Annotated in this window: 21 protein-coding genes; 10 read left to right on the forward strand and 11 right to left on the reverse strand. The window is 58.4% G+C overall.

Translation table 11 applies throughout. The features are described from left to right. Window positions 1-5: 5 nt before the first annotated feature. The 5 genes from GM415_RS13880 to GM415_RS18210 all read right to left on the reverse strand — a co-directional run bounded on the left by GM415_RS13880 (window position 6) and on the right by GM415_RS18210 (window position 3,835). The gene (locus GM415_RS13880) at window positions 6-218 is read right to left on the reverse strand and encodes a hypothetical protein (RefSeq protein WP_158949175.1); all 213 of its coding nucleotides are present in this window, start codon (window positions 216-218) and stop codon (window positions 6-8) included. Window positions 219-275: 57 nt separating this feature from the next. After that, on the reverse strand, window positions 276-1,478 hold the full coding sequence (locus tag GM415_RS13885; RefSeq protein ID WP_158949177.1) for an aspartate aminotransferase family protein: 1,203 nt from the start codon (window positions 1,476-1,478) through the stop codon (window positions 276-278). Window positions 1,479-1,495: 17 nt separating this feature from the next. Further along, window positions 1,496-1,954 (reverse strand): dUTP diphosphatase, encoded by a 459-nt coding sequence (gene dut, locus GM415_RS13890; RefSeq protein ID WP_158949179.1) that lies wholly within the window; start codon window positions 1,952-1,954, stop codon window positions 1,496-1,498. Between the two features lie 138 nt (window positions 1,955-2,092). Continuing rightward, complete coding sequence (locus tag GM415_RS13895; RefSeq protein WP_158949181.1) at window positions 2,093-3,700, reverse strand: sodium:solute symporter family protein; 1,608 nt, start codon at window positions 3,698-3,700, stop codon at window positions 2,093-2,095. Further along, a complete protein-coding gene (locus GM415_RS18210) occupies window positions 3,701-3,835 on the reverse strand; it encodes a symporter small accessory protein (RefSeq protein ID WP_277872925.1) in 135 nt (44 codons plus the stop codon). Between the two features lie 584 nt (window positions 3,836-4,419). Here GM415_RS18210 and GM415_RS13900 point away from each other — a divergent pair. The 8 genes from GM415_RS13900 to secF all read left to right on the forward strand — a co-directional run bounded on the left by GM415_RS13900 (window position 4,420) and on the right by secF (window position 12,811). Beyond that, window positions 4,420-5,946, forward strand: a complete 1,527-nt coding sequence (locus GM415_RS13900; RefSeq protein WP_158949183.1) for a glutamate synthase-related protein — start codon at window positions 4,420-4,422, stop codon at window positions 5,944-5,946. Between the two features lie 12 nt (window positions 5,947-5,958). After that, entirely contained in the window at window positions 5,959-6,405 is a 447-nt protein-coding gene (locus GM415_RS13905; protein ID WP_158949185.1) for a 4Fe-4S dicluster domain-containing protein, read from the forward strand. 1 nt (window position 6,406) lies between these two features. Next, a complete protein-coding gene (locus GM415_RS13910; RefSeq protein WP_338419779.1) occupies window positions 6,407-7,702 on the forward strand; it encodes an NAD(P)/FAD-dependent oxidoreductase in 1,296 nt (431 codons plus the stop codon). 13 nt (window positions 7,703-7,715) lie between these two features. Next, window positions 7,716-8,813 carry a class II glutamine amidotransferase gene (locus GM415_RS13915; protein WP_158949187.1) on the forward strand — a complete coding sequence of 366 codons (1,098 nt, stop codon included), beginning with the start codon at window positions 7,716-7,718 and terminating at the stop codon, window positions 8,811-8,813. 1 nt (window position 8,814) lies between these two features. After that, on the forward strand, window positions 8,815-9,573 hold the full coding sequence (locus tag GM415_RS13920; protein WP_158949189.1) for a GltB/FmdC/FwdC-like GXGXG domain-containing protein: 759 nt from the start codon (window positions 8,815-8,817) through the stop codon (window positions 9,571-9,573). A gap of 82 nt (window positions 9,574-9,655) precedes the next feature. Further along, window positions 9,656-10,015, forward strand: coding sequence for a preprotein translocase subunit YajC (gene yajC / locus GM415_RS13925; protein WP_158949191.1), 360 nt, complete (start codon window positions 9,656-9,658; stop codon window positions 10,013-10,015). A gap of 125 nt (window positions 10,016-10,140) precedes the next feature. Continuing rightward, on the forward strand, window positions 10,141-11,736 hold the full coding sequence (gene secD / locus GM415_RS13930; RefSeq protein WP_158949194.1) for a protein translocase subunit SecD: 1,596 nt from the start codon (window positions 10,141-10,143) through the stop codon (window positions 11,734-11,736). 10 nt (window positions 11,737-11,746) lie between these two features. Then, complete coding sequence (gene secF / locus GM415_RS13935; RefSeq protein WP_158949196.1) at window positions 11,747-12,811, forward strand: protein translocase subunit SecF; 1,065 nt, start codon at window positions 11,747-11,749, stop codon at window positions 12,809-12,811. Window positions 12,812-13,104: 293 nt separating this feature from the next. On the opposite strand, the gene GM415_RS13940 is transcribed toward secF, so the two are convergent. The 6 genes from GM415_RS13940 to GM415_RS13965 form a co-directional block, all read right to left on the reverse strand. Continuing rightward, window positions 13,105-13,770: an adenylate kinase gene (locus GM415_RS13940; protein ID WP_158949198.1), complete on the reverse strand. Its 666-nt coding sequence runs from the start codon at window positions 13,768-13,770 to the stop codon at window positions 13,105-13,107. A 96-nt stretch (window positions 13,771-13,866) separates the two neighbouring features. Next, window positions 13,867-14,886, reverse strand: a complete 1,020-nt coding sequence (gene tilS / locus GM415_RS13945) for a tRNA lysidine(34) synthetase TilS (protein ID WP_158949200.1) — start codon at window positions 14,884-14,886, stop codon at window positions 13,867-13,869. Window position 14,887: 1 nt separating this feature from the next. Continuing rightward, entirely contained in the window at window positions 14,888-15,244 is a 357-nt protein-coding gene (locus tag GM415_RS13950) for a hypothetical protein (protein ID WP_158949202.1), read from the reverse strand. Continuing rightward, the gene (gene hemA / locus GM415_RS13955) at window positions 15,244-16,617 is read right to left on the reverse strand and encodes a glutamyl-tRNA reductase (protein ID WP_158949204.1); all 1,374 of its coding nucleotides are present in this window, start codon (window positions 16,615-16,617) and stop codon (window positions 15,244-15,246) included. Before hemA ends, GM415_RS13950 begins: the two co-directional genes overlap by 1 nt. Next, window positions 16,614-17,426: a cytochrome C assembly family protein gene (locus tag GM415_RS13960; RefSeq protein WP_158949206.1), complete on the reverse strand. Its 813-nt coding sequence runs from the start codon at window positions 17,424-17,426 to the stop codon at window positions 16,614-16,616. The genes hemA and GM415_RS13960 overlap by 4 nt, the downstream gene beginning before the upstream one ends. Next, entirely contained in the window at window positions 17,413-18,090 is a 678-nt protein-coding gene (locus GM415_RS13965) for a precorrin-2 dehydrogenase/sirohydrochlorin ferrochelatase family protein (protein ID WP_158949208.1), read from the reverse strand. The genes GM415_RS13960 and GM415_RS13965 overlap by 14 nt, the downstream gene beginning before the upstream one ends. Window positions 18,091-18,197: 107 nt before the next feature. Between GM415_RS13965 and GM415_RS13970 the strand changes: the two genes are divergently transcribed. Both GM415_RS13970 and GM415_RS13975 read left to right on the forward strand, forming a co-directional pair. Beyond that, window positions 18,198-19,451, forward strand: a complete 1,254-nt coding sequence (locus tag GM415_RS13970; protein WP_158949210.1) for a glycosyltransferase family 9 protein — start codon at window positions 18,198-18,200, stop codon at window positions 19,449-19,451. A gap of 1 nt (window position 19,452) precedes the next feature. Then, on the forward strand, window positions 19,453-20,721 hold the full coding sequence (locus GM415_RS13975; protein WP_158949212.1) for a CgeB family protein: 1,269 nt from the start codon (window positions 19,453-19,455) through the stop codon (window positions 20,719-20,721). Window positions 20,722-20,789: the final 68 nt, after the last annotated feature.

Here is a 20,789-nt window from a genome sequence, read left to right on the forward strand (position 1 = left end):
TGTTTTTAGAAGACCTTGTCGATGAACGATCCCTTGCCGGTGTACTGGAAGGCATTGAGCGTGGTCTTGGCGTCCTGTTGCTCTACAGCGGCCTTGACGACCGGTGTCCGGGCATCTTCATTTGGTTGCGCCTGCAGGGGATCTATTTCCTCCCGCTTTTCTTCGTACCGCTCGGGCGAATACTCGCTCATGGGCTCAAGGGGGGAGATGCTGCTCATCGTATACCTCTCCCTCCTAGATACGCACTCGGCCAACCACGGTCAAGACGCCCCGGATTACAGCGCCGACAGGATCTCGTCCAACGCGGCCATGAAGGCTGAGATGTCTTCCTTGGTGATGGTCAGCGGCGGCACCAGCCTCAGGATCTTGCCCTGGGTAAGGTTGCAGACCATCTTCTTTTCGAGCAGCCCCTTCCAGACCGGCGCGCCGTCCACGGCGAGCTCGATTCCGAAGAGCAGACCCAGGCCGCGCGGCCCAACGATCTTGTCGGGGTGCTTGGCCCGCAGCTTTTCAGCCTCCTGAGCGGCGAATACGCCCATGTGGAAGGCCTGCTCGTCCAGTTTTTCCTCGAGCATGATGTCGATGACCTTGGCGGCCACCGCGGAGACCACGCCCCCGCCGCCGAAGGTGGTGGCGTGGGAACCGGGCTCGAAGCCCTTGGCCAGTTCATCTGTGCACAGCACCGCGCCCATGGGCAGGCCGTTCGCCAGGGCCTTGGCTGAGGTGAAGATGTCCGGCGTCACGCCGTAGTGCTGATGGGCCCAGAAGCGGCCGGTCCGGCACAGGCCCGTCTGGACTTCGTCCACGATAAGCAGGATGCCGTTTTCCTTGCACAGGGCGACGATGTCGTTGACGTAATCCGAGGGCAGGGGCCGGACGCCGCCTTCGCCCTGGATCATTTCAATCATGATCGCGGCAGTGTGCTTGTTGATGGCCCCGCGCAGGGCGTTGACGTTGCCGAAGGGCACGGTGACGAAACCCTCGGGCAGCGGGTTGAAGCCATCTTTGATGGGACCGGCCTGGCCCGTGGCGGTCAGGGTGGACAGCGTTCTGCCGTGGAAGGACTTCTCCAGGGTGATGATTTCATGCCGTTCCTCGCCCCGCACCTTGTGCATGTATCTCCGGGCGAGCTTGATGGCTCCCTCGTTGGCTTCGGCCCCGGAGTTGGCGAAGAAGACCTTATCGGCCGCGCAGGTGGAGAGCAGTTTCTCCGCGAGGTCCAGCTGCGGCTCCTGGTAAAAGAGATTGGAGACGTGAACAAGCTTCCTCGCCTGCTCGGCCATAACGTCGGCCAGATCGTCCCGGCTGTGTCCCAGGCTGCACACGGCGATGCCCGCCAGGAAGTCGATGTACTCCTCCCCATCAAGGTCGTAGAGGCGGCAGTCCTTGGCCTTGGACACGGCCAGGGGATACCGTCCATAGGTGTGACAAAGCAGAGAGGATTCCCTTTCCTTGATTTTATCGAATTTGTTGCTCATCGTTTATTCCTCGAAAGTTATATCGTTCCCGTGGAACCGAAGCCTCCGGCCCCGCGGTCCGTGGCACCGAGTTGGTCCACGATCTGGAAAGCGCCTTGAAAGACGGGCATGAAGACCAGTTGTGCGATGCGCTGTCCGCGCTCAATTCGTCGCACTTCCCCGGAGGTGTTGAGCAGGGAGACCTTGATCTCGCCCCGGTAGTCGGGGTCGATGACGCCTACGCCCTGGCTTACGGTCAGTCCTTGCTTGGTGCCGAGGCCGCTGCGGGAAAAGACATAGGCGGCAATGCTCGGCTCAAGGATTTCGATGGCCAGGCCAGCAGGTATGGCGGCCTTTTCTCCCGGGCCGATCTCCAGTTCCGGGACATCGATGCAGGCGCGCAGGTCCACGCCCGCCGAGTACTCGGTAGAGTAGGCCAGGTCGTGTTCCTTCCACACGTCATGCAGGTACTTCACGTTCACGGGTATCGTCTTCATTCGTTCGTCCGGTCCTTTGGCTTGATGGTTGGTTGTTTATTGTCCGTATGTCCGCGCCTGTCAAATGATGAATGGGCAAAAAAAAGCGCCGGAGCTGGTGGGCTCCGGCGCTAGTATTTACCACGTTATGGCGAATGGTTAGCAGAGGCCTTCCCAGCAGAGGTCGAGGTGCTTTTGTTCCATTCGTCGGGTGGCCAGGGAGACGCCCACGGCCAGGGCGAGGGAGACAGGCAGGGCGACCACGTTGGGGTCCACCCACTGGAGCAGCCACGCCCAGGACATGGGGGCGGCGTCCGCCACCAGGGTGACCTTGCCGGTCAGGGCCTGGCACAGGCCGATGGTCTGGGCTTCCTTGACGTGTATGAAGAGCAGCCAGAACATGGAAAAGGCGAAACCGCCGACCATGGAAACCTTTGCCCCCCGTTTGGTCATGCCTTTCCAGTAGAGCCCGAGCACGTAGATGGGCAGGAAGGAGGCCGCGCACAGGCCGAAGAAGAAGGCCGTGGCCCTGGCGATGACGCCGCCGGGCAGCAGCCAGGCCCAAACCAATGTGGCGATGACGGCGACCGTCACGCCGAGCCGGTTGAGCTTCATGTCAGAACCGCTGTTGCCGACCTTGATATATTGCTCAAGGAAATCGCGGGAAAGGGATGTGCCGCCCACGTGATACTGGGAGCTCATGGTCGACATGGCCGCCGCGAACATGGCCACCAGGAAAAGCCCCGAGAACCAGCCGGGCATGATCTTGTCTATGTAGATGGGAATGATCTTGTCGAAGTTGCCTCCGGCCATGGCAATGGAGATCTTGCCGAACTCCTTGAAGAAGACCACGTTGGAGAGCGCGCCGGTCAGGAAGGCTACGCCGGTCATGAGCAGGATGAAAACGCCGCCTATGGCCACGGCCCGATTGAGTTCCCGGTCGGAAGGTACGGTCATGAAGCGGATGGCCAACTGGGGCTGCGCGAGTACGCCAATGCCCACGCCATAGATGATGGTCGTGTAAATGGTCAGGCCGATGGGCGACTGGAAGTGCGGTCCTTCGGTCCATCCCACCAGGCCGCCCTTGAGCAGTTTGGCTGGTACCAGGGAAATCATGTCGGTCAGGGCCTGGTGCGCCTCGGTCACGCCTCCCAGCAGGGAGTAGGTCGTGACGATCAGGATAAGCATCATGGCGGCCATGATTGAGCCCTGGAAGGCATCGGTATACATGACGGCCTTGAGCCCGCCCGTGACAACGTACATGGCCACGATGGCCGTGACGATGAGCAGCCACGCACCGTAGCTGATAGCGGGGAAGGCCACCTCGAGCATGCGGCAGATGCCGATGAGCACGGCCGCCGCGTAGACCGGGATGAACACGAAGATGACCACGCCCGAGAACTGCTGGATGAATTTGGACTTGTAGCGTCTGCCCAGCAGTTCGGGGAAGGTGTGGCTGTCCAGGGCCAGGCCCATGCGCCTGGTCCTTTTGCCGAAGCAGACCATGGCGATGAAGATGCCGACGAAAATGGTCAGGAAGGTCAGCCAGAGCAAAGACATGCCGAACATGCCTGAGACGCCGCCGAAGCCGATGATGGCTGACGTGGATACAAAGGTCGCTCCGTAGGACATGGCCAGGATGAATGGATTCATCTGCCGTCCGGCGAGCATGTAGTCCGTGGATTCCTTGGTCCGCAGCCATGCCTTGTAGCCGAGATAAAAAATGACCCCCAGATAGACGAGGATGCCTATGATTTTGCCTTCCATCTACGCATCCCCCCCCGGTTTATCGTTGCCCCCCTTGTTCCAGTTGACGATGCCGTAGACCACGCATAGCAGCGTGGAGGCGATACTGAGCCAGAAGGCCAGCGCGATTTCAACACTCCCGAATCCCAACATCATGAACCTACCTCTCCTTGCTTGCGGGCCAGACGGTCAGCCGGCGGAAGCACAAACAAAAAGGCCGCCGGCTTGTCGCCTGCGGCCCTTGTTTACGATGTGTCGGTTATCTATCCGTTATGCACACACCCCAAGACCGCAGGCGCTTCTAAAGAAGCGAAAGCTAAAAAAGAAAAAGAAGCGAAAGCGATTTTGGTTTATATGCATGAAGTTCCAATATTTTGAAAAGCAAACAATGTCAAGCAACCGTTTGCCTCCTGAACAGGTTTCGTCCTCTTATGCTGACAGGAAGTGTGCATTCACACAGGTAAGCTTTGCCCTGGAACTGACTTCGTCTTTTTGCAAAAAGACTCACACCTGCATTTCGCCGCCCTTGCATGCCACTGGGCTCCTTTTGCATATGAGGTTAAATTTTTCTTTTTATTTACTATGTTGTAGAAATCTTGACAGTTGGGACAGACCTGTGGTCTGGTGATAATCGTTCGCCAAAAGCCCTTTTTGTCTGCAATGGAATCGGGCTGAAAGATTTTCTGGATAGCGGTTCGCAAGACAGTTTTTGAGGCAACACATCAAACGAGGTAAGCGTCTTGCTCTTTCAACCAGTCAATAAGAACTATCACGAATTCTGCATCGACCGGGACCCGGAATTGTGCATCAATTGCAAGGTCTGCATAAGGCAATGTTCCTATGAAGCACATTTTTGGGACGATGCCCGGCAGAAGGTCATGCATGACAATACCAAATGCATCGGCTGTCATCGTTGCGAGGCCCTCTGCCCGACAAATGCCTTGACCATCCGCAACAATCCTTCCGACTTCCGCTCCCACGCCCTGTGGCGGCCCGTGTTCCTGCAGAACATATACAAGCAGGCGGATACAGGCGGGGTGCTTCTGGCGGGCATGGGGTCCCCGGTGGATATTCCCATATATTGGGATCGGATGCTGCTTGACGCCAGTCAGGTGACCAATCCGTCCATCGACCCGTTGCGTGAACCCATGGAGCTCAAGACGTTTCTTGGAGCCAAGCCCAGGCGGGTAGAGGTGCAGACGGGCAAGGACGGCAAGCCCGAGTTGAAAACGAAACTCGCACCGCAGATCGCCCTGGACGTGCCGATCATGTTCGCGGCCATGTCCTTCGGGGCCATCAACTTCAACCTGCACCGGGCCATGGCGCGTGCGGCCACCGAGACCGGCACCGTCTACAACACGGGCGAGGGCGGGTTGCACAAATCATTATATAAATATGGTAGCCACACCATCGTCCAGGTGGCGTCCGGTCGTTTCGGCGTGCATCGGGACTACCTCAAGGCCGGAGTGGGCATTGAGATCAAGGTGGGGCAGGGTGCCAAGCCCGGCATCGGCGGGCATCTGCCCGGCGAAAAGATCAACGACAAGGTTTCCGAGACTCGCATGGTGCCCATCGGTTCCGACGCCATCTCTCCGGCACCGCACCATGACATCTACTCCATTGAAGACCTGCTCCAGCTCATCTACGCCCTGAAGGAAGCCAGTGAGTACAAGGTGCCGGTTTCGGTCAAGATCGCCGCAGTGCACAATGTGGCCGCTATCGCCTCTGGTATTGCCCGGGCCGGTGCGGACATCGTGACCATCGATGGCATGCGCGGCGGCACGGGCGCGGCCCCGGCCATGATCCGCGACAACGTGGGCATTCCCATCGAGCTGGCTCTAGCCCAGGTGGACCAGCGTCTCCGAGACGAGGGCATCCGCAACAACGTCTCCATCGTAGCCGCCGGTGGTATCCGCTGCTCGGGCGACGTGATCAAGGCCATCGCCCTCGGGGCGGACGCCGTCTATATCGGAACGGCCACGCTGGTGGCGGTGGGCTGCACCCTGTGCGGACGGTGCTACACCGGCAAATGCCCGTGGGGCATCGCCACCAACGACCCCAAGCTTTCCAAACGCCAGAATCCGGATATCGCCGCCAAGAAGCTGGCCAATCTGATCCGGGCCTGGGGACACGAAATCGAGGAGATGCTTGGCGGCATGGGGCTCAACTCCATTGAGTCCCTCCGCGGTAACCGCGACAAGCTGCGCGGCGTGGGACTGTCCGACACCGAACTCGACATTCTCGGCATCAAGCATGCCGGGCGTTAGGCGGAAGAAATCATGAAGCGCGTCTATCCCAACAAGGATTACTGCATCGGCTGCCATCTCTGCGAGTTGGCCTGCGTCACGGCCCATTCCAAGTCCAAGGACCTGATCATTGCTTTCAGAGAGGAGCGGGGCAAGGACGGCCTTTCTCCCCGCAAGCGGGTCTTCGAGAGCGGCGACATCAGCGTGGCCATCAGTTGCCGTCACTGCGACGAGGCCGCCTGCGTGGCCGCCTGCATTGCTGGCGGGTTGCGCAAGGACCCGGAAACCGGTCGCACCGTTTATGATCGCGACAGATGCGTGGGCTGCTGGTCCTGCCTCATGGCCTGCCCCTACGGAGCCATTCGCAGGCACCCCCTGGAATCCAAGATCGTCAAGTGCGACCTGTGCGAGGGGCGGGAGGGCGGCCCGGCATGCGTTGCGGCCTGCCCCAACCAGGCGCTCAAGTACGAGGAGCGGTAGCGTGCGGAATTTGAAATACGTCATTATCGGCAACGGCGTGGCCTCCATAGGCGCCATCGAGGGCATCCGCAAAGTGGATCGTGAAAACGAAATCCTGGTCATAGGGGCAGAGAACACTCCCGCCTATGGCAGGCCCCTCATCTCCTACCTGCTGGCGGGCAAGATCAAGCCTGACCGGTTGGCCCTGCGCCCTGCGGAATTCTACGAGAGCAGCAAGGTCGACCTGATGCTCGGGACCTCGGTTGAGGCCATCGATACCGGAGCCAGAACTGTCACCACGGACAAAGACGAAACAATAGGCTACGAAAATTTGCTTATCGCCGTGGGTGGCATGCCGTTCACCCCGCTGATTCCCGGCGTGGAAGGGGCTGATGTCTACAACTTTACCAACCTGGATCACGCTCAGACCCTAATTGCCAAGGCAGGGGATATCAAACGCGCCGTGGTCATCGGCGGTGGGCTCATCGGCCTCAAGGCAGGGGAATCCCTGTTTGACAGGGGCGTTGACGTGACCATCCTGGAGCTTTCGCCGCGCATCCTGAGCCTCGCCTTTGACGAAAACGCGGCAGCGCTGGCCGGTACCCGGCTTGCCGAAGTCGGCCTGAACGTGCGTTGCGGCGTGTCCGCCAAGGAAATTCAGCGCGACAAGGCAGGCAACCTCAAGGGCGTGCACCTGACGGACGGCGATTTTCTCCAATGCGACGTGGTGGTCATCGCCATCGGCGTGGTTCCCAACTACGATCTGGCCAAAGGTACCGGGATCAAAGTCGACCAAGGGATTCTGGTGGATGAGCACATGCGGGCCGACGTACCGGGCGTGTTCGCTGCAGGCGATGTGGCCCAGGCCAGGGATCTGCTCTTTGGTGATGGCAGGGTCATTCCCATCTGGACCAATGCCTACAACCAGGGGTTCTGCGCGGGCAAGAATATGGCGGGCGACGAGACCGAATTCACAGGCTCCCTGGCCATGAATTCCATCTCCTTCTACGGGCTGCCCACCATATCCGTGGGCACGGTTAATCCGCCGGAAGAAGATGAAAGCTACGAAATCGTCTCCTCGATTGACGAAAAAAAGAAATCCTACCGAAAGCTGGTTTTTCACCACGACCGGCTCGTGGGATACGTACTGGTTGGAGACATCGACATGGCCGGAATGTATACGGCCTTCGTCAAGTTTCGCATGGCCGTGCCAGAAGAGGCAAAGAAACGGATTCTGGCCGGCGGGCCCGATGTGCTCATGTGGCCCGAGGATTTCTTCAGGGAAACCTGGAACCCCGGTTACGTGGAACAGGATTGAGCGAGGTGGACCGATGAAAGCGCCCGAAGGATATCACGATTTTCAAAAGGACATCGCCGGTTGCGGCGTTTTCGGGGTCATCAACCGGAAAAGGGGACTGATTTCGGGTGACGTGCCCATCCGGGCCATGACCTGCATGCACGACCGGGGCAACGGCCTTGGAGGTGGATTCGCGGCATACGGCATCTATCCCGAGCACGCCGATCACTATTGCTTCCACCTCATGTACGATGACCCGGCGGCTATTGAGCGCACCGAAAAGATGCTGCGCGAGTATTTCGATATGCACCACTTCGAGCCCATTCCCACCCGGCACACCCTGGCCATCCCGAATCCGCCGGTGTTTATCCGCTATTTCGTCACCGTGCCTGATAGTCCGGTCAACGAATTCGCGGAACTTGCCGAGGAAGACTACGTGGTGGCTGTGGTCATGAAGATCAACACCGCCATCGGCGGGGCCTTCGTTGTTTCCAGCGGCAAGAACATGGGCGCGTTCAAGGGGGGGGGCTACCCCGAGGACATCGCCGAACTCTTTCGGCTGGAGGAGTACGAAGCATACATCTGGACCGGACATAACCGCTTTCCCACCAATACGCCGGGCTGGTGGGGCGGGGCGCACCCGTTCACCATCCTCAATTGGTCCATCGTCCACAACGGGGAGATTTCCTCCTACGGCATCAATCGCCGCTGGCTGTGCGAACACGACTACCTCTGCACCATGATGACCGACACTGAGGTGGTGGCCTATGAGCTTGACCTGCTCATCCGCAAGCACGGACTTACCTGGGAACTGGCGGCCAAGTGCTTTGCGCCGCCGTTCTGGGACGAGATCGTGCGTATGGATGAGGCCGACCGGGAGCTCTACACGACCTTGCGCGCCACATACGGCCCCGGCATGCTCAACGGCCCCTTCGCCATCCTCGTGGCGGACAACCATCGGCTGATGGGCCTAAACGACCGGATCAAGCTCAGACCCCTGCTGGTGGCGGAAAAGGACGATATGGTCTTCATGGCCAGTGAGGAATCCGCCGTGCGAGAAGTCTGTCCGACCCTGGATCGCGTCTGGATGCCCAAGGCGGGTGAACCCGTTATCGTGGACCTGGAGGCCTAGCATGAGCGCCAAACAAAAAAAGACGCTCTCCGTGGGCGGGATGTACTACAAACAACTGAACGAGGAAATTCGGGCTCAGGCCGCAAAAGGCGTCGGCCATTTCGTCTTAAAGGAATGCAACGGCCAGCGGTATATCGCCACGGCTCTGGAAGGCGATCTCTTGTTCGATATCTATGGCGTGCCCGGGCAGGACCTCGGGGCTTTCATGCGCGGCCCGCGCATTCGGGTTCATAACAACGCACAGGACGGCGTTGGCAATACCATGGACGAGGGCAGGGTGATTATCGAGGGAATTGCCGGAGACGTCATCGGCTACGCCATGCGCGGCGGCGAGATATTCGTCAGGGGTGATGTGGGCTACAGGGTGGGCATCCATATGAAGGCCTACCTCGATCATCAGCCGAAGATAGTGATCGGCGGCAAGGCCGGTGATTTTCTCGGAGAATATATGGCTGGTGGAATTATTTTGCTCTTGGGTATGTTTTCTGATAAGCCTGATGCGCCCGTTGCGGGACGGAGTCTCGGCACGGGCATGCACGGCGGCGTTATCTACGTCCGGGGTGGCATTTCCGAGGAACAACTCGGTCCCGGCCTGCAGGCACAGCCCGCATCTTCCGAGGACCTTGAAGTCGTCGAAGAACTCGTCAGGGAATACGCCCGGGAATTGAAACTGGACAGCGAAGCCATTTTAAGCGAGAACTTCGTGAAAATACGTCCGTTTTCGCATCGTCCGTACGCCGACCTGTACGTTCCCTGCTAGGGGGACGTCAAAAACGGCGTGGACCAGGAAGACGGCATCGTCTTTTGTCGCAAAACCATTTTTACCCAAGTCTGGAGGAACCATGTTCTTCGATTCCATAGCCTACGCAATGGCTCCGCCCACCGGCGGCGACGGCGGGGCTGCAGGCGGCCTGGGCGGCATTCTCGGCGGCCCGCTGCCGATGCTCGTCCTGATGTTCGCCATTTTTTACTTCCTTCTCATTCGCCCGCAGCAGAAAAAGCAGAAGCAGCACAAGGCCATGCTCGACGCTCTGAAGAAGGGCGACAAGGTCTGGACCAACGGCGGCATCCTCGGCCGTATCACCGATGTCGACGGCGACAACCTCACTGTCGAGATCGCCCAGGGCGTCAACGTTGTCATCAAGCGCGGTTTTGTCGCCGACAAGGACGGCAAACCCGCAGCAGACGAAAAGAAGAAGTAGGCTTGACAGCCGAAAATACGGACTTCCGTGCGGGCCGGACCACACCTGTTTGTGGCCCGGTCCGCGTTTGTCTTGGCGAAGCCCCGCATTGTAGGCTGTAACTCGTTCGTATCAAGGGAGATTTCATGCAGAGTCTGCGCCTCAGAATCATCGTGACCCTGGTCGTCCTGGTCCTCGGACTGGCATACATGTTGCCGTCCGTCCCCGGCGTTTCCGGGTCCGCGCTCGGCAAAATCCTGCCGGGCGAACCCGTCAATCTCGGCCTTGACCTCAAGGGAGGCATTCACCTCACCCTGGGTGTTGACATGGAAACCGCCATGCGCAACAACCTCGCCCGTCTTGGCGATGATCTCAAATCAGCGGCCCGTGAAGAAAACATTTTTGTCCTGCGCCCCAACATCCTTTCCGATTCCCGCGTGGAGATCGTCCTGCTCAAGGCCGACCAGCAGAAGGGGTTCGAAAAGGCCGTGGCCGATTACACCCCGTTCGACATCGAATCCGTCGAACCCATGGACGGCTCCAAGGTCAAATACGTTCTTGCCGTTCAGCCCACCTATAAAAAGGAAATGGCCAAGCTGACCCTGGATCAGGCCATCAAGACCATCCGCAACCGCATTGACCAGTTCGGAGTGGCCGAACCCGACATCCGCAAGCAGGAGGGTAACCGCATCCAGGTCCAGCTCCCCGGTCTTCAGGACCCGGAGCGAGCCATCAAGATCATCGGCCAGACCGCCCATCTCGAATTCAAGATGGTCGACGACACCGCCGACGTGGCCAAGGCTACCGAAGGTATCCTGGCTCCGGGCCGCGAGCTCTCCGTGGTCCTGCATCGGCAGGCCAACGGCTCCTATACCGAGACCCCCATCGTCCTGAAAAAGGACGCCGTGCTCACCGGTGAATACATCACCGACGCCAAGGTCCAACTCGACAGCTGGAACCAGGCCTACGTTTCCATCACCTTCAATAGCCGGGGCGGCGCCATCTTCGCCAACCTGACCGGTGAAAACGTGAATAAGCGGATGGCCATCGTCCTCGACGGCAAGGTCTATTCCGCACCCGTCATCCAGGAAAAGATCACCGGAGGCCGCGCCTCCATTACCGGCCAGTTCACCCGCGAGGAAGCACGCGACCTGGCCGTGGTCCTGCGCGCAGGTTCGCTCCCTGCTCCGGTTGAAATCCTGGAGCAGCGCACCGTGGGTCCGTCCCTTGGACAGGAATCCATCGATAAGGGCATCATGTCCGCACTCATCGGCATGGGCATGGTCCTGGGCTTCATGATCATCTACTACGGCTTTGCCGGTTTCGTGGCCGACGTGGTGCTCTGTCTGAACATCATGCTCATCCTCGGCGGTCTTGTGGCCTTCGGCGCTACCCTGACGTTGCCGGGTATCGCGGGCATTATCCTGACCATCGGTATGGCGGTGGACGCCAACGTCATCATCTTCGAACGGATACGTGAGGAGTTGCGCAGGGGGTTGACCGTGCGCGCAGCCATTGCCGAAGGATACGGCCGGGCCACCCTGACCATCCTGGACGCCAACGTGACCACGGTCATCGCGGCCATCATCCTCTACCAGTTCGGTACCGGTCCGATCAGGGGTTTTGCCGTCACGCTGACGCTCGGCATCATCACCTCCATGTTCACGGCCATCTTCGTATCGCGCATTCTGTTCGACCTGTACACGAAGAACCGCGCCGACAACTCCAAGCTGAGCATCTAGGGAGAAGATCATGGGACTGCAAATAATCAAACCCGATACCCGAATCGACTTCGTCGGCCTGCGCAAGATCGCCTTCATCCTTTCGGCGGTAATCATCCTCGCCGGGCTCGGCTCCCTTGTGATCAAGGGCGGCCCCAAGTACGGCATCGACTTCGCTGGCGGCATCATCGTCCAGGTCAAAGCCGATAAGGCCAAGGACGTGGGCGAAATCAAGGACGCCATGAACGGCGTCGAATTGCCCGGCCTGGTCGTTCAGACCCTCGGCCTGGAAGGCGACCACGAATACCTGATCCGTACCTCCAGTTCGGATATCTCTTCTCAGGATATCCGCAACCGGGTCAATGAGGCCCTGACCAAGGACCTCGGAGCTGACGGTTACAGCATTCAGCGACTGGAGATGGTCGGCCCCAAGGTGGGCGCAGACCTTCGAGCCAAGGCACTTGAGGCCATGTTCTACGCCGTGTTGCTCATTGCCGTGTACATCTCGGGCCGTTTCGAGCAACGCTGGACCGTGGCCGGAATCATGGCCGCCGCTCTCGGCGGGGTCATTTACGGCGTGGGCCTGACCGGCCTGGACATGGGTTGGCTCACCGTCATTGCCATGGTCGTAACCATCGCCATGTGCTGGTACCTGAAATTGAACTACGCCCTGGGCGCGGTTGCGGCATTGATTCACGACGTGATTATCACCGTGGGCATCTTCTCGATCCTGGGCAAGGAGTTCGACCTGACCATCATCGCCGCGCTCCTGACCATTATCGGTTACTCGCTCAATGACACCATCATCGTCTTTGACCGCATCCGTGAGAATACCCTTGCCAACAAGAGTAACGCCAGCTTTGGCAACGTCATCAACCGCTCGGTCAACCAGACCCTTTCGCGTACGATCATGACCTCGCTGACCACCTTGGTGGTCGTAATGTGTCTGTACGTGCTCGGCGGTTCCGTCATCCACGACTTCGCCCTGGCACTGCTTATCGGCATTGTCGTCGGTACCTACTCCTCCATCTTCGTAGCCAGCCCGATCCTGCTCGGTTTCGGTCCCGGTTCCGCAGCCGAGGAAGTGGAAGCCTGATAACAGGGCTCATAATGTAATATGAAAAGGGAAGGACCGACGGTCCTTCCCTTTTTTTATTTCCCTCCCGGGCATCATTACGAATGATATAACCGCCGCGCCTGGAGTAGCGGACAGAAAAGAGCTCGCTCCTTCCTTATGGCAACTTTCTTCCTCTTGTGACTCTGTCAACCGCTTAACCATTGACGGATATAATCACAGTTCTCACAGCATGGGCAGGAGACTTTCTGCACACGAAAAAGGCCCTTCCGAACTGGTCGGAAGGGCCCACGAACAGGTCTGTCTAAAGGAAACTAATCAAGCTGGCTGATCAGGTAATCCTTGATGGCGTCGATGGTGTCTTCGCCATTGAGTTCGATGTACTTGAAACCGCCGTCCTTCATGTCCTTGTAGAAGTTACAAGCGGCCATGGTGCCGGTTTCCTCATCGTAGTAGATGTCGTGACGCTTGTTGATGGCGTCCTCATCCTGGTCGTCGGAGCGGGCGGACAGGGCACCGCCGCAGACGCGGCACTTATCACCGTCAGGAGCGATGGCCGAGATGCCGACATTGTTGGGGTGGTTCGGGTTATTCTCACAGAGACGGCGACCCATGATGCGGGCCTTGGCGATCTCGCGGGGCAGCTTGATCTCGATGACGTAATCCAGCTTCACGCCGTCCTTCTGCAGGGCGTCCCAGAGCTTTTCGCCCTGAACCAGGGAGCGGGGGAAACCGTCAAGGAGCCAGCCTTCGGTGGAACCGGACAGCACGTCGAGAACCATGGGGATGGTGATGTCATCAGGAACGAGCTCGCCCTTGTTGATGTATTCCTTGGCCTTCATGCCCAGTTCGGTACCGCCGCCGATGTGCTTGCGGAAGATCGCGCCGGACTCGATGTGGTCCAGTTTGTACTTGTCCTTGGCAATGTTGCCCTGGGTGCCTTTACCGGAGCCGTTGGGGCCGAAAATCAGAATATTCATACTGTCCTCCTGATGATATTCATCGGGAATGCCTCAATGGCATCCCGGCACATTGTGCAAAAGATCACATGCTCTTATACTGGTGGACCGAGGAAGTCAATGCCTGGAGGAGAAAACAGAGAAAACCACGCCGTCCCTGGTGATGGTAGCCCGCTTGTCGCCGGGGAACTGGAATACCGCGCCAAACCTGCGCTCTTCCCAGGCCGAGTCCAGCTTGAATAGGGTGTCGGCCAGAGCCTGGCCCCCGTCCATCTCATCCAGAGAAGCCTTGTACAGGCGGAGTCGCAGGGCCTTGTGACTCGTCTTCAGCAGGGAGTGGGGAAGCAGGGGGCCGCTGGAGGTGGTCTGCTTGTCCCAATAATCACGATCAAGGCGTCCCACCTTCCAGAGGCGGGCTACGGTCTCCGGGAAATTGGGATTTTCCATGAGAAAAAGCGGCAGCAGGGAATGGCGCACCCTGTTTCGGGTCATTGCAGGGTCCGCATTGGTGGCGTCCTCACGCCATGTAACGCCGATATCTGTCAGGAATCGCTGCAGGACCGATTTGGATGTAAGCAACAGGGGGCGGATGATCCGGCGTTCCCGGTCATACCCGGACATCCCGGCAAGCCCAGGCCAGGCCGTGCCGCGAGCCAGGCGCATGAGCACATCTTCGCACAGGTCGTCCAGATGATGTCCCAGAGCACAGCAGTGCGCGTCGTGTTGCGCAAGGATGTCCGCGAAAAACGCATAGCGCGCATCCCGTCCGGCCTGCTCAAGGCCGACACCGCCCCTTGCAGCCAATTCAGCCACGGGCACGGTTCGCTGTTCATATGCGATGCCCAGTCCCTCACAGAACACCGCCGTCCACTGTGCGTCAGCGTCTGCTTCGTCTCTGAGTTGGTGATTGAGATGTGCGGCCACGACGCGGCTGCCATTCTTCTGGGCCAAGTAATGGAGAATCAAGAGCAGGGCGGTGGAATCAACCCCGCCGGAAAAGGCTACGACCACTGTCTTTCCGGAAAGGTCGAACTCAAGCTCTCCGGCAAGAAAGTGCTCCACGTGAAGACAGCAATGCGCCCATTTCGGCGGCAGGTCCTGCAGGGTGCGCGGGATGTCGCGGGGCGCGGAGACCATGCTACACCGAGATCTCGAGCTCCTCGATGAACTGGTCGAGGTACTCGATCATGTGCTTTCGCTGTTCGTGAGTGGCGTAGTTTACGCAGGAACAACGAATCTTGTTGCGGGCGCGGGTGAGCAACTCAAGCTTGAGCTGACACTCGGACATGTCGGAAGCGCCCTCAATGATCTCCAGGGCCATGAAATATGGGCCGCATTCGTCCTGGTGGTCCTTCTGCTCCTGCTGAAGCAGTTCGGTGGGCAAGGGCAGGTAGTAAATGCCCTCCAGGGGGCCCTGCAACTGCATCTCGTTCAGCGCGCCCTTGATTTTTTCAATATCGGCTTCAAAAAGGTCTTCTATCAGATAAGAACGCATTATTGTTCCTTGTTTTTTGACGTGTCGATCAACTGTTCGATGTCTTCCGGGGAGCAACTGCCGGACTTGCGGTCCAGGTGCGCTGTATCCGGCACATTTTCGTCGTCCAGGTTGAACATGCGCCGGGCCAGGTCAATGAATCGTTCCGCAGAACCTTCTTCCTGGGTACGCCTCTTTAGGAAGCAGATGGGCTCATGCAGACATTTCCGCCCCACGGAGAGGACCAGAGTCTCCAGCGCGTCACGCGTACGCTGATCCACTGGGCCGATACGTTTGAGTGTCTTGCCCAACTCGCGCATGGCTATTTCCTCGTTCTTGTCGACGAGATCAACGATGGTGGGCTGGATACTGAGGGAATGCAGCCAATTGCTGAAGGTCTCCGTCTCCATGTCGACAACGGCGCGGGCCTTGTTGGCCTCTTCCTGGCGTTGGGCCATGTTGTCCTCGACCACCTCGTTGAGGTCGTCGATGTCGTAGAGGTAAACGTTATCCAACTGGTTGACGTCCGGGTCGATGTCGCGGGGCACGGCGATATCGATGAAAAACATCGGCTTGTTCTTGCGCTTCCTGAGCACGGACTTGACGTCCTTGGCCTTGATCACGGCCACGGGCGACCCGGTGGAACTAATCACGATGTCCACTTCGTGCAGCCTATCCGTCATGTTCTCGATCTGGATAGGTTCGCCACCAAGGGACTGGGCCAACTCTCTGGCGCGGGAGAGGGTGCGGTTGGCGATGATGATGTCCTGAACGCCGTTCTGCAGCAGGTGGGTGGCGGCCAATTCGGCCATTTCACCGGCTCCGACGAGCATGGCCCGGGTGCCCTGCAGGTTGCCGAAAATCTTTTTGGCCAATTCCACTGCGGCGAAGCTGATGGACACGGCGCTGGAGGCGATGGCCGTTTCGGTGCGAACCCGCTTGGCCACGGAAAAGGACTTGTGCAACAGTCGGTTGATGATGGTCTTGGCCGTCCCTTCATCTACAGCTTTACGGTAGGCGTCCTTGAGTTGGCCGAGAATCTGGGGCTCGCCCATCACCATGGAATCCAGCGAGCTGGCCACGGTGAACAGGTGCTTGACGGCGTCCAGTCCGGCATGCCGATAGGTGTTGTCCACCAGCAGCGCGGGATCGCCCTTGCAGATGCCGGCCCAGTATTGAATTACGGAGTCCAGGATTTCATGCTGGGGAGCGCGCTGTCCGATAACAACGATCTCCACCCGATTGCAGGTGGAAAGGCACATACATTCCTGTACGGGACAGTGGGCCATCAGCCCTTTCTCGAAATTCTCCACATCGGTCAGGGCGAACTTTTCGCGAATGTCCACGCCAGCGGTGCGGTGGTTGAGTCCTATGAGTATGATATTCCTGTTCATGGCATGGACCTGAAAGTAATCGTGTGATGGATGAGCGAAATGCACATTCCCGCAAAGACCCAGATAGTGAGGACTGCGGGTTTTCTTCCTCGCCAGCCCAGCACCAGCCTCTGGTGGAACAGGAAGGCGAACAGGAACCAGACGGCCAGGGACCCGATTTTCATCACGTCCCAGGCGAACTGCTTGCCCGGCGCGATCCAGTACCAGAAAAAGGTCGAAAAGAGGCCGAGGGTAAAGAGCGGAAAGCCGACGAGTATGGCCCAGCGGTTGACGCGGTCGAATTTGTCCAGGGAGGGTACGTCCTTGCCCATGCTGGCCAGACCGGCCTTGGTCTTGAGCTTTCGGTTGTAATGCAGAAAGGCCAGGCCTGCGCCGAAGGCCATGATCAGAACGCCCATGGTCAGGATGAGCGTGGCGATGTGCAGCCCGAAGAACAGGGCAGTCAGTTCCGGCGGCATGATCACGCGGATGCCGCCCATGGCCATGGAGGAGACGAAGAGCAACAACGCCAGGGGCAGGGCGGTGATAGCCAGGAATTCAAGCCGTAGTCGCCACCAGAGATAGAAATAAACGGCCAGGACGCACCAGGCCAGAATGTTGAAATAGAACTTGCCGGCGGAGAGCGCGCCCGGTTCCCTGGCGATAACCAGGACCAGGTCGACCGTGTTTAGGGCAAAACCTGCCGCCGCAAGCCAGACCGCGACCTTTTTAAGCCGGTCATTGCTCGTCCCAAGCCCCGTCAGGAAAAGGACGGTGCCCAGGCCATACAAGGCAATGATGGCGATATGGAGGAATTCAAACAAGCCCATCGAGCAGCTCCGGGATGTTGGCGTACAATGGTTGGGGCAACGATTCTTTAAGGATTTCCTCGGCCGCGTCAAGGTTGTGCATTCTGATGGCCTCCAGAAGGCCGGAGTTCACCAGCGACCGGAAAACCGCCGTATTGGCTTTGGTCTCCAGGCCCAGCGAAAGCATGAGCGCGCGGACTTTGCCCATCAGGGAGAGCAGGACGGCGTATTCATCACCGAAGTTCTCCTGTAATTCTCTTCGGATGCGCTTCGCCATGGCAGGACTTTGGCCTGCTGTGGAAATGGCAACCGTGAGATCCCCGCGTTTCACCGTGGCGGGTACGATAAAGCTGCACTTCTCGGGCTGGTCCACGATATTGCACAAGATGCCGCGCTCGGCGCACAGGGTGCTGATGCGCCAGTTGACCTCTTCACTGGAGGTGCAGGCGATGACCAGGAACTTGCCGTCCAGATCAAGGTCTCGGAATTCGCGGCCCTCGAAGGTCACGTTGTCCAGGGCGAGTACGCCGTCCATCTCCGGATCGGCGGGGCGGGTGTCGATGATGGTCACGGAACCGGCTCCTGCATCCACCAGGGACTGGATCTTCCGTTTGCCGACCTCTCCTGCGCCGACCACGAGGCAATGCTTGTTTTCCAGATTCACGAAGATGGGGTAGTAACGCATGTCCACTGATAACCAATGGTCGGTCGCATGTAAAATAGGAATTGCCCGGTTCTTGCAATAACCTGCCGGGTTACGATAGTATTTTGACGCTCATACCAGCAAACCGCATGAAACATTACCTTGTCATACAACTCGCTCGATTCGGCGACCTCATCCAGACCAAGCGTCTGTTGGCGACCCTTTGCGCCCGAGAGGACGCAGAGGTGCACCTCTGCGTGGACCATTCCCTGGCTCCGTTGGCCCGGCTGGTCTATCCGCAGATCACGGTCCATTCCGTCATCGCCCACGGCACGGGGCTCAGCCGTGAGGAGGCTGTTCGGGCCATGCTGGTGAAAAATCGCGACACCTTCTCCCGTTTGGCGGCGGTTGATTTTGAGCGCGTGTATAACATCAATTTTTCACCGCTCAATTTTCGTCTTGCCGCACTGTTCGATCCAGACAGGGTAGAAGGATTCGCCTGGCGCAACGGGCAGGAAATCACCGGGTTGTGGCCGTCCATGGCCATGCGCTGGGCGCGGCATCGCCGTCTGGGCATCAACCTGGTGGATTTCTGGGCGGGATATTGCCCGGACGCTGTGGCCCCGGAGACGGTCAACCCGGCTCCGGTCCCCAAAGGCGGCGGTATCGGCGTAGTACTGGCGGGGCGGGAGTCACGCCGTTCCCTGCCGGTGACGACATTGGCGCGTATTACCGCGACATTGGCCATGAGCAACAAAACCGAGCGAATTCATCTGCTCGGTGGAAAATCGGAGCAGGCGGCGGGACTGTCACTGATCAAGGAACTTCCAGCACGGCTGCAGTCAAAAACGGTCAATCTGGCTGGAAAGACAGACTGGGCCTCACTGACGGAGGTAGTGGAGTCACTGGACATGTTGATCACTCCGGACACCGGAACCATGCACCTGGCAGCTCACCTTGGCACGCCTGTCGCAGCCTTTTTTCTTTCATCCGCATGGTGTTTCGAGACCGGACCTTACGGTCAGGGACATTGGGTGTACCAGGCCGTTAGTAATTGTCTGCCCTGTCTTGAAACCCAGCCGTGCCCCCATGATGTGGCCTGTCTTGGTTGCTTCAATTCACCAGAGTTTCTTCGTTTCATTACTACCGAAAAGCCAGAACACGCTCCCGACGGGCTGATCGCGTTTACCTCGGAATTCGACGCCCTTGGCCAGATTTACACTCCGATGGCGGGAGAAGATACCGACGCCGCCGACCGCGCCGTGTTCCGCAATTTCCTGCTTGAGTACCTGACCGGGACAGGGGAGGGCGACCCGGGAGGTAAGGCCGACATGGCAGGACGCTTCTTTCATCCACGGGATTGGACCACCCGGACGAGGCCCGGGGCAACTATAGGAATTTGACATGCAGCACCTTCGTATTCTCGTCATCCTGCCGCTCTATGGCGGCTCTTTGCCCATAGGTCGCTACGTGGCGTCAGCCCTCCGGGAAGAGGGGCACCTGGCGGAAGTCTTTGAAGCACCGGAATTTCACTCGGCCTACGAGTCCCTTAAGGATCTTCGGGTGACCACAGACAGACTGGAATACCTGCAAAATTCCTTTCTCAACATGATCAGCCAGGCGGTACTGGCCAAGGTCGAGACCTTTGAGCCGGACCTTGTCATCTCCATGGCCCAGGCTCCCCTCAACCAGCAGGCGCTCAAACGGTTGCGCAGGGACGGCGTGGCAACTGCCATGTGGTTTGTGGAGGACTTCCGACTCTTTACCTATTGGAAGGCCTTCGCGCCTCTCTACGATGTTTTTGCCGTTATTCAAAAGCAACCCTTTTTCAATGAGTTGGAGGCCATCGGTCAACCCAATGCGCTTTACCTCCCCCTGGCCGCCCAACCGGATTTCCACAAGCCTCTAGAGCTTTCGTCGGTTGAAAAACGCAAGTTCGGCTCGGCGGTTTCATTCATGGGCGCAGGCTATCCGAATCGGCGTCTCGCCTTCCGTGAGTTGATCAATCACGACCTCAAGATATGGGGAACGGAATGGGAAGGCGACCACGTCCTCAAGCCATTTATCCAGATGAGCGGAGCAAGGGTATCCCCTGAGGATTGCGTGAAGATTTTCAACGCCACCCGCATCAATCTCAATCTGCACTCCAGTGTACAGGCTGAAGAACTGGTCACTTTTGGTGATTTCATCAATCCGCGTACCTTTGAACTGGCCGCCTGCGGCGCATTCCAGTTGGTGGACAAGCGTAGCCTCATGCCCGATGCGTTCAGGGATGATGAGCTGGCTACCTTTTCTTCCATGGATGAACTGAAGGAAATGATAGGATATTTTCTTGCCCATCCGGATGAGGCCGAAGCCATTGCCGTGCGTTCGAGAGCACGGGTGCTGGCCGACCACACCTATGCGGCGCGAATGAGGACCCTGTTGGAGTTCACCGCTGAATGTCTGGAAGGGTGGCCCAAACCCAAACGGGAAACAGGTGCCCTTGCACAATTGCCCCCCGAGCTGGCCGCCGATATTGGTCTGTTGCTAGGCAGGTTGGGGCTGCCGGATGACGTCTCCTTTCCTGATCTTGTCTGGGCCGTTAGGCAACAGCAGGGGAAATTATCCGACCTGGATACTGCCATTCTTTTCCTGGATGAATGGCAAAAATTATATTTCAAACGCGCCTGACCAACTTAAAGCATTGCATGAAGAAAGCCCTCTTTTCTGTTGTCAGAAAAGAGGGCTTTCTCTATTAT

Origin of the sequence: Pseudodesulfovibrio cashew, assembly GCF_009762795.1 — a bacterium.
GTDB lineage: Bacteria > Desulfobacterota > Desulfovibrionia > Desulfovibrionales > Desulfovibrionaceae > Pseudodesulfovibrio > Pseudodesulfovibrio cashew.

Excerpts from the sequence above, each read along its gene's own strand:
- GM415_RS13880 (WP_158949175.1), bottom strand. The coding sequence starts at position 218 with ATGAGCAGCATCTCCCCCCTTGAGCCCATGAGCGAGTATTCGCCCGAG.
- GM415_RS13885 (WP_158949177.1), bottom strand. The coding sequence starts at position 1,478 with ATGAGCAACAAATTCGATAAAATCAAGGAAAGGGAATCCTCTCTGCTT.
- dut (WP_158949179.1), bottom strand. The coding sequence starts at position 1,954 with ATGAAGACGATACCCGTGAACGTGAAGTACCTGCATGACGTGTGGAAG.
- GM415_RS13895 (WP_158949181.1), bottom strand. The coding sequence starts at position 3,700 with ATGGAAGGCAAAATCATAGGCATCCTCGTCTATCTGGGGGTCATTTTT.
- GM415_RS18210 (WP_277872925.1), bottom strand. The coding sequence starts at position 3,835 with ATGATGTTGGGATTCGGGAGTGTTGAAATCGCGCTGGCCTTCTGGCTC.
- GM415_RS13905 (WP_158949185.1), top strand. The coding sequence starts at position 5,959 with ATGAAGCGCGTCTATCCCAACAAGGATTACTGCATCGGCTGCCATCTC.
- GM415_RS13915 (WP_158949187.1), top strand. The coding sequence starts at position 7,716 with ATGAAAGCGCCCGAAGGATATCACGATTTTCAAAAGGACATCGCCGGT.
- GM415_RS13920 (WP_158949189.1), top strand. The coding sequence starts at position 8,815 with ATGAGCGCCAAACAAAAAAAGACGCTCTCCGTGGGCGGGATGTACTAC.
- yajC (WP_158949191.1), top strand. The coding sequence starts at position 9,656 with ATGTTCTTCGATTCCATAGCCTACGCAATGGCTCCGCCCACCGGCGGC.
- secD (WP_158949194.1), top strand. The coding sequence starts at position 10,141 with ATGCAGAGTCTGCGCCTCAGAATCATCGTGACCCTGGTCGTCCTGGTC.
- secF (WP_158949196.1), top strand. The coding sequence starts at position 11,747 with ATGGGACTGCAAATAATCAAACCCGATACCCGAATCGACTTCGTCGGC.
- GM415_RS13940 (WP_158949198.1), bottom strand. The coding sequence starts at position 13,770 with ATGAATATTCTGATTTTCGGCCCCAACGGCTCCGGTAAAGGCACCCAG.
- tilS (WP_158949200.1), bottom strand. The coding sequence starts at position 14,886 with ATGGTCTCCGCGCCCCGCGACATCCCGCGCACCCTGCAGGACCTGCCG.
- GM415_RS13950 (WP_158949202.1), bottom strand. The coding sequence starts at position 15,244 with ATGCGTTCTTATCTGATAGAAGACCTTTTTGAAGCCGATATTGAAAAA.
- hemA (WP_158949204.1), bottom strand. The coding sequence starts at position 16,617 with ATGAACAGGAATATCATACTCATAGGACTCAACCACCGCACCGCTGGC.
- GM415_RS13960 (WP_158949206.1), bottom strand. The coding sequence starts at position 17,426 with ATGGGCTTGTTTGAATTCCTCCATATCGCCATCATTGCCTTGTATGGC.
- GM415_RS13965 (WP_158949208.1), bottom strand. The coding sequence starts at position 18,090 with ATGCGTTACTACCCCATCTTCGTGAATCTGGAAAACAAGCATTGCCTC.
- GM415_RS13970 (WP_158949210.1), top strand. The coding sequence starts at position 18,198 with ATGAAACATTACCTTGTCATACAACTCGCTCGATTCGGCGACCTCATC.
- GM415_RS13975 (WP_158949212.1), top strand. The coding sequence starts at position 19,453 with ATGCAGCACCTTCGTATTCTCGTCATCCTGCCGCTCTATGGCGGCTCT.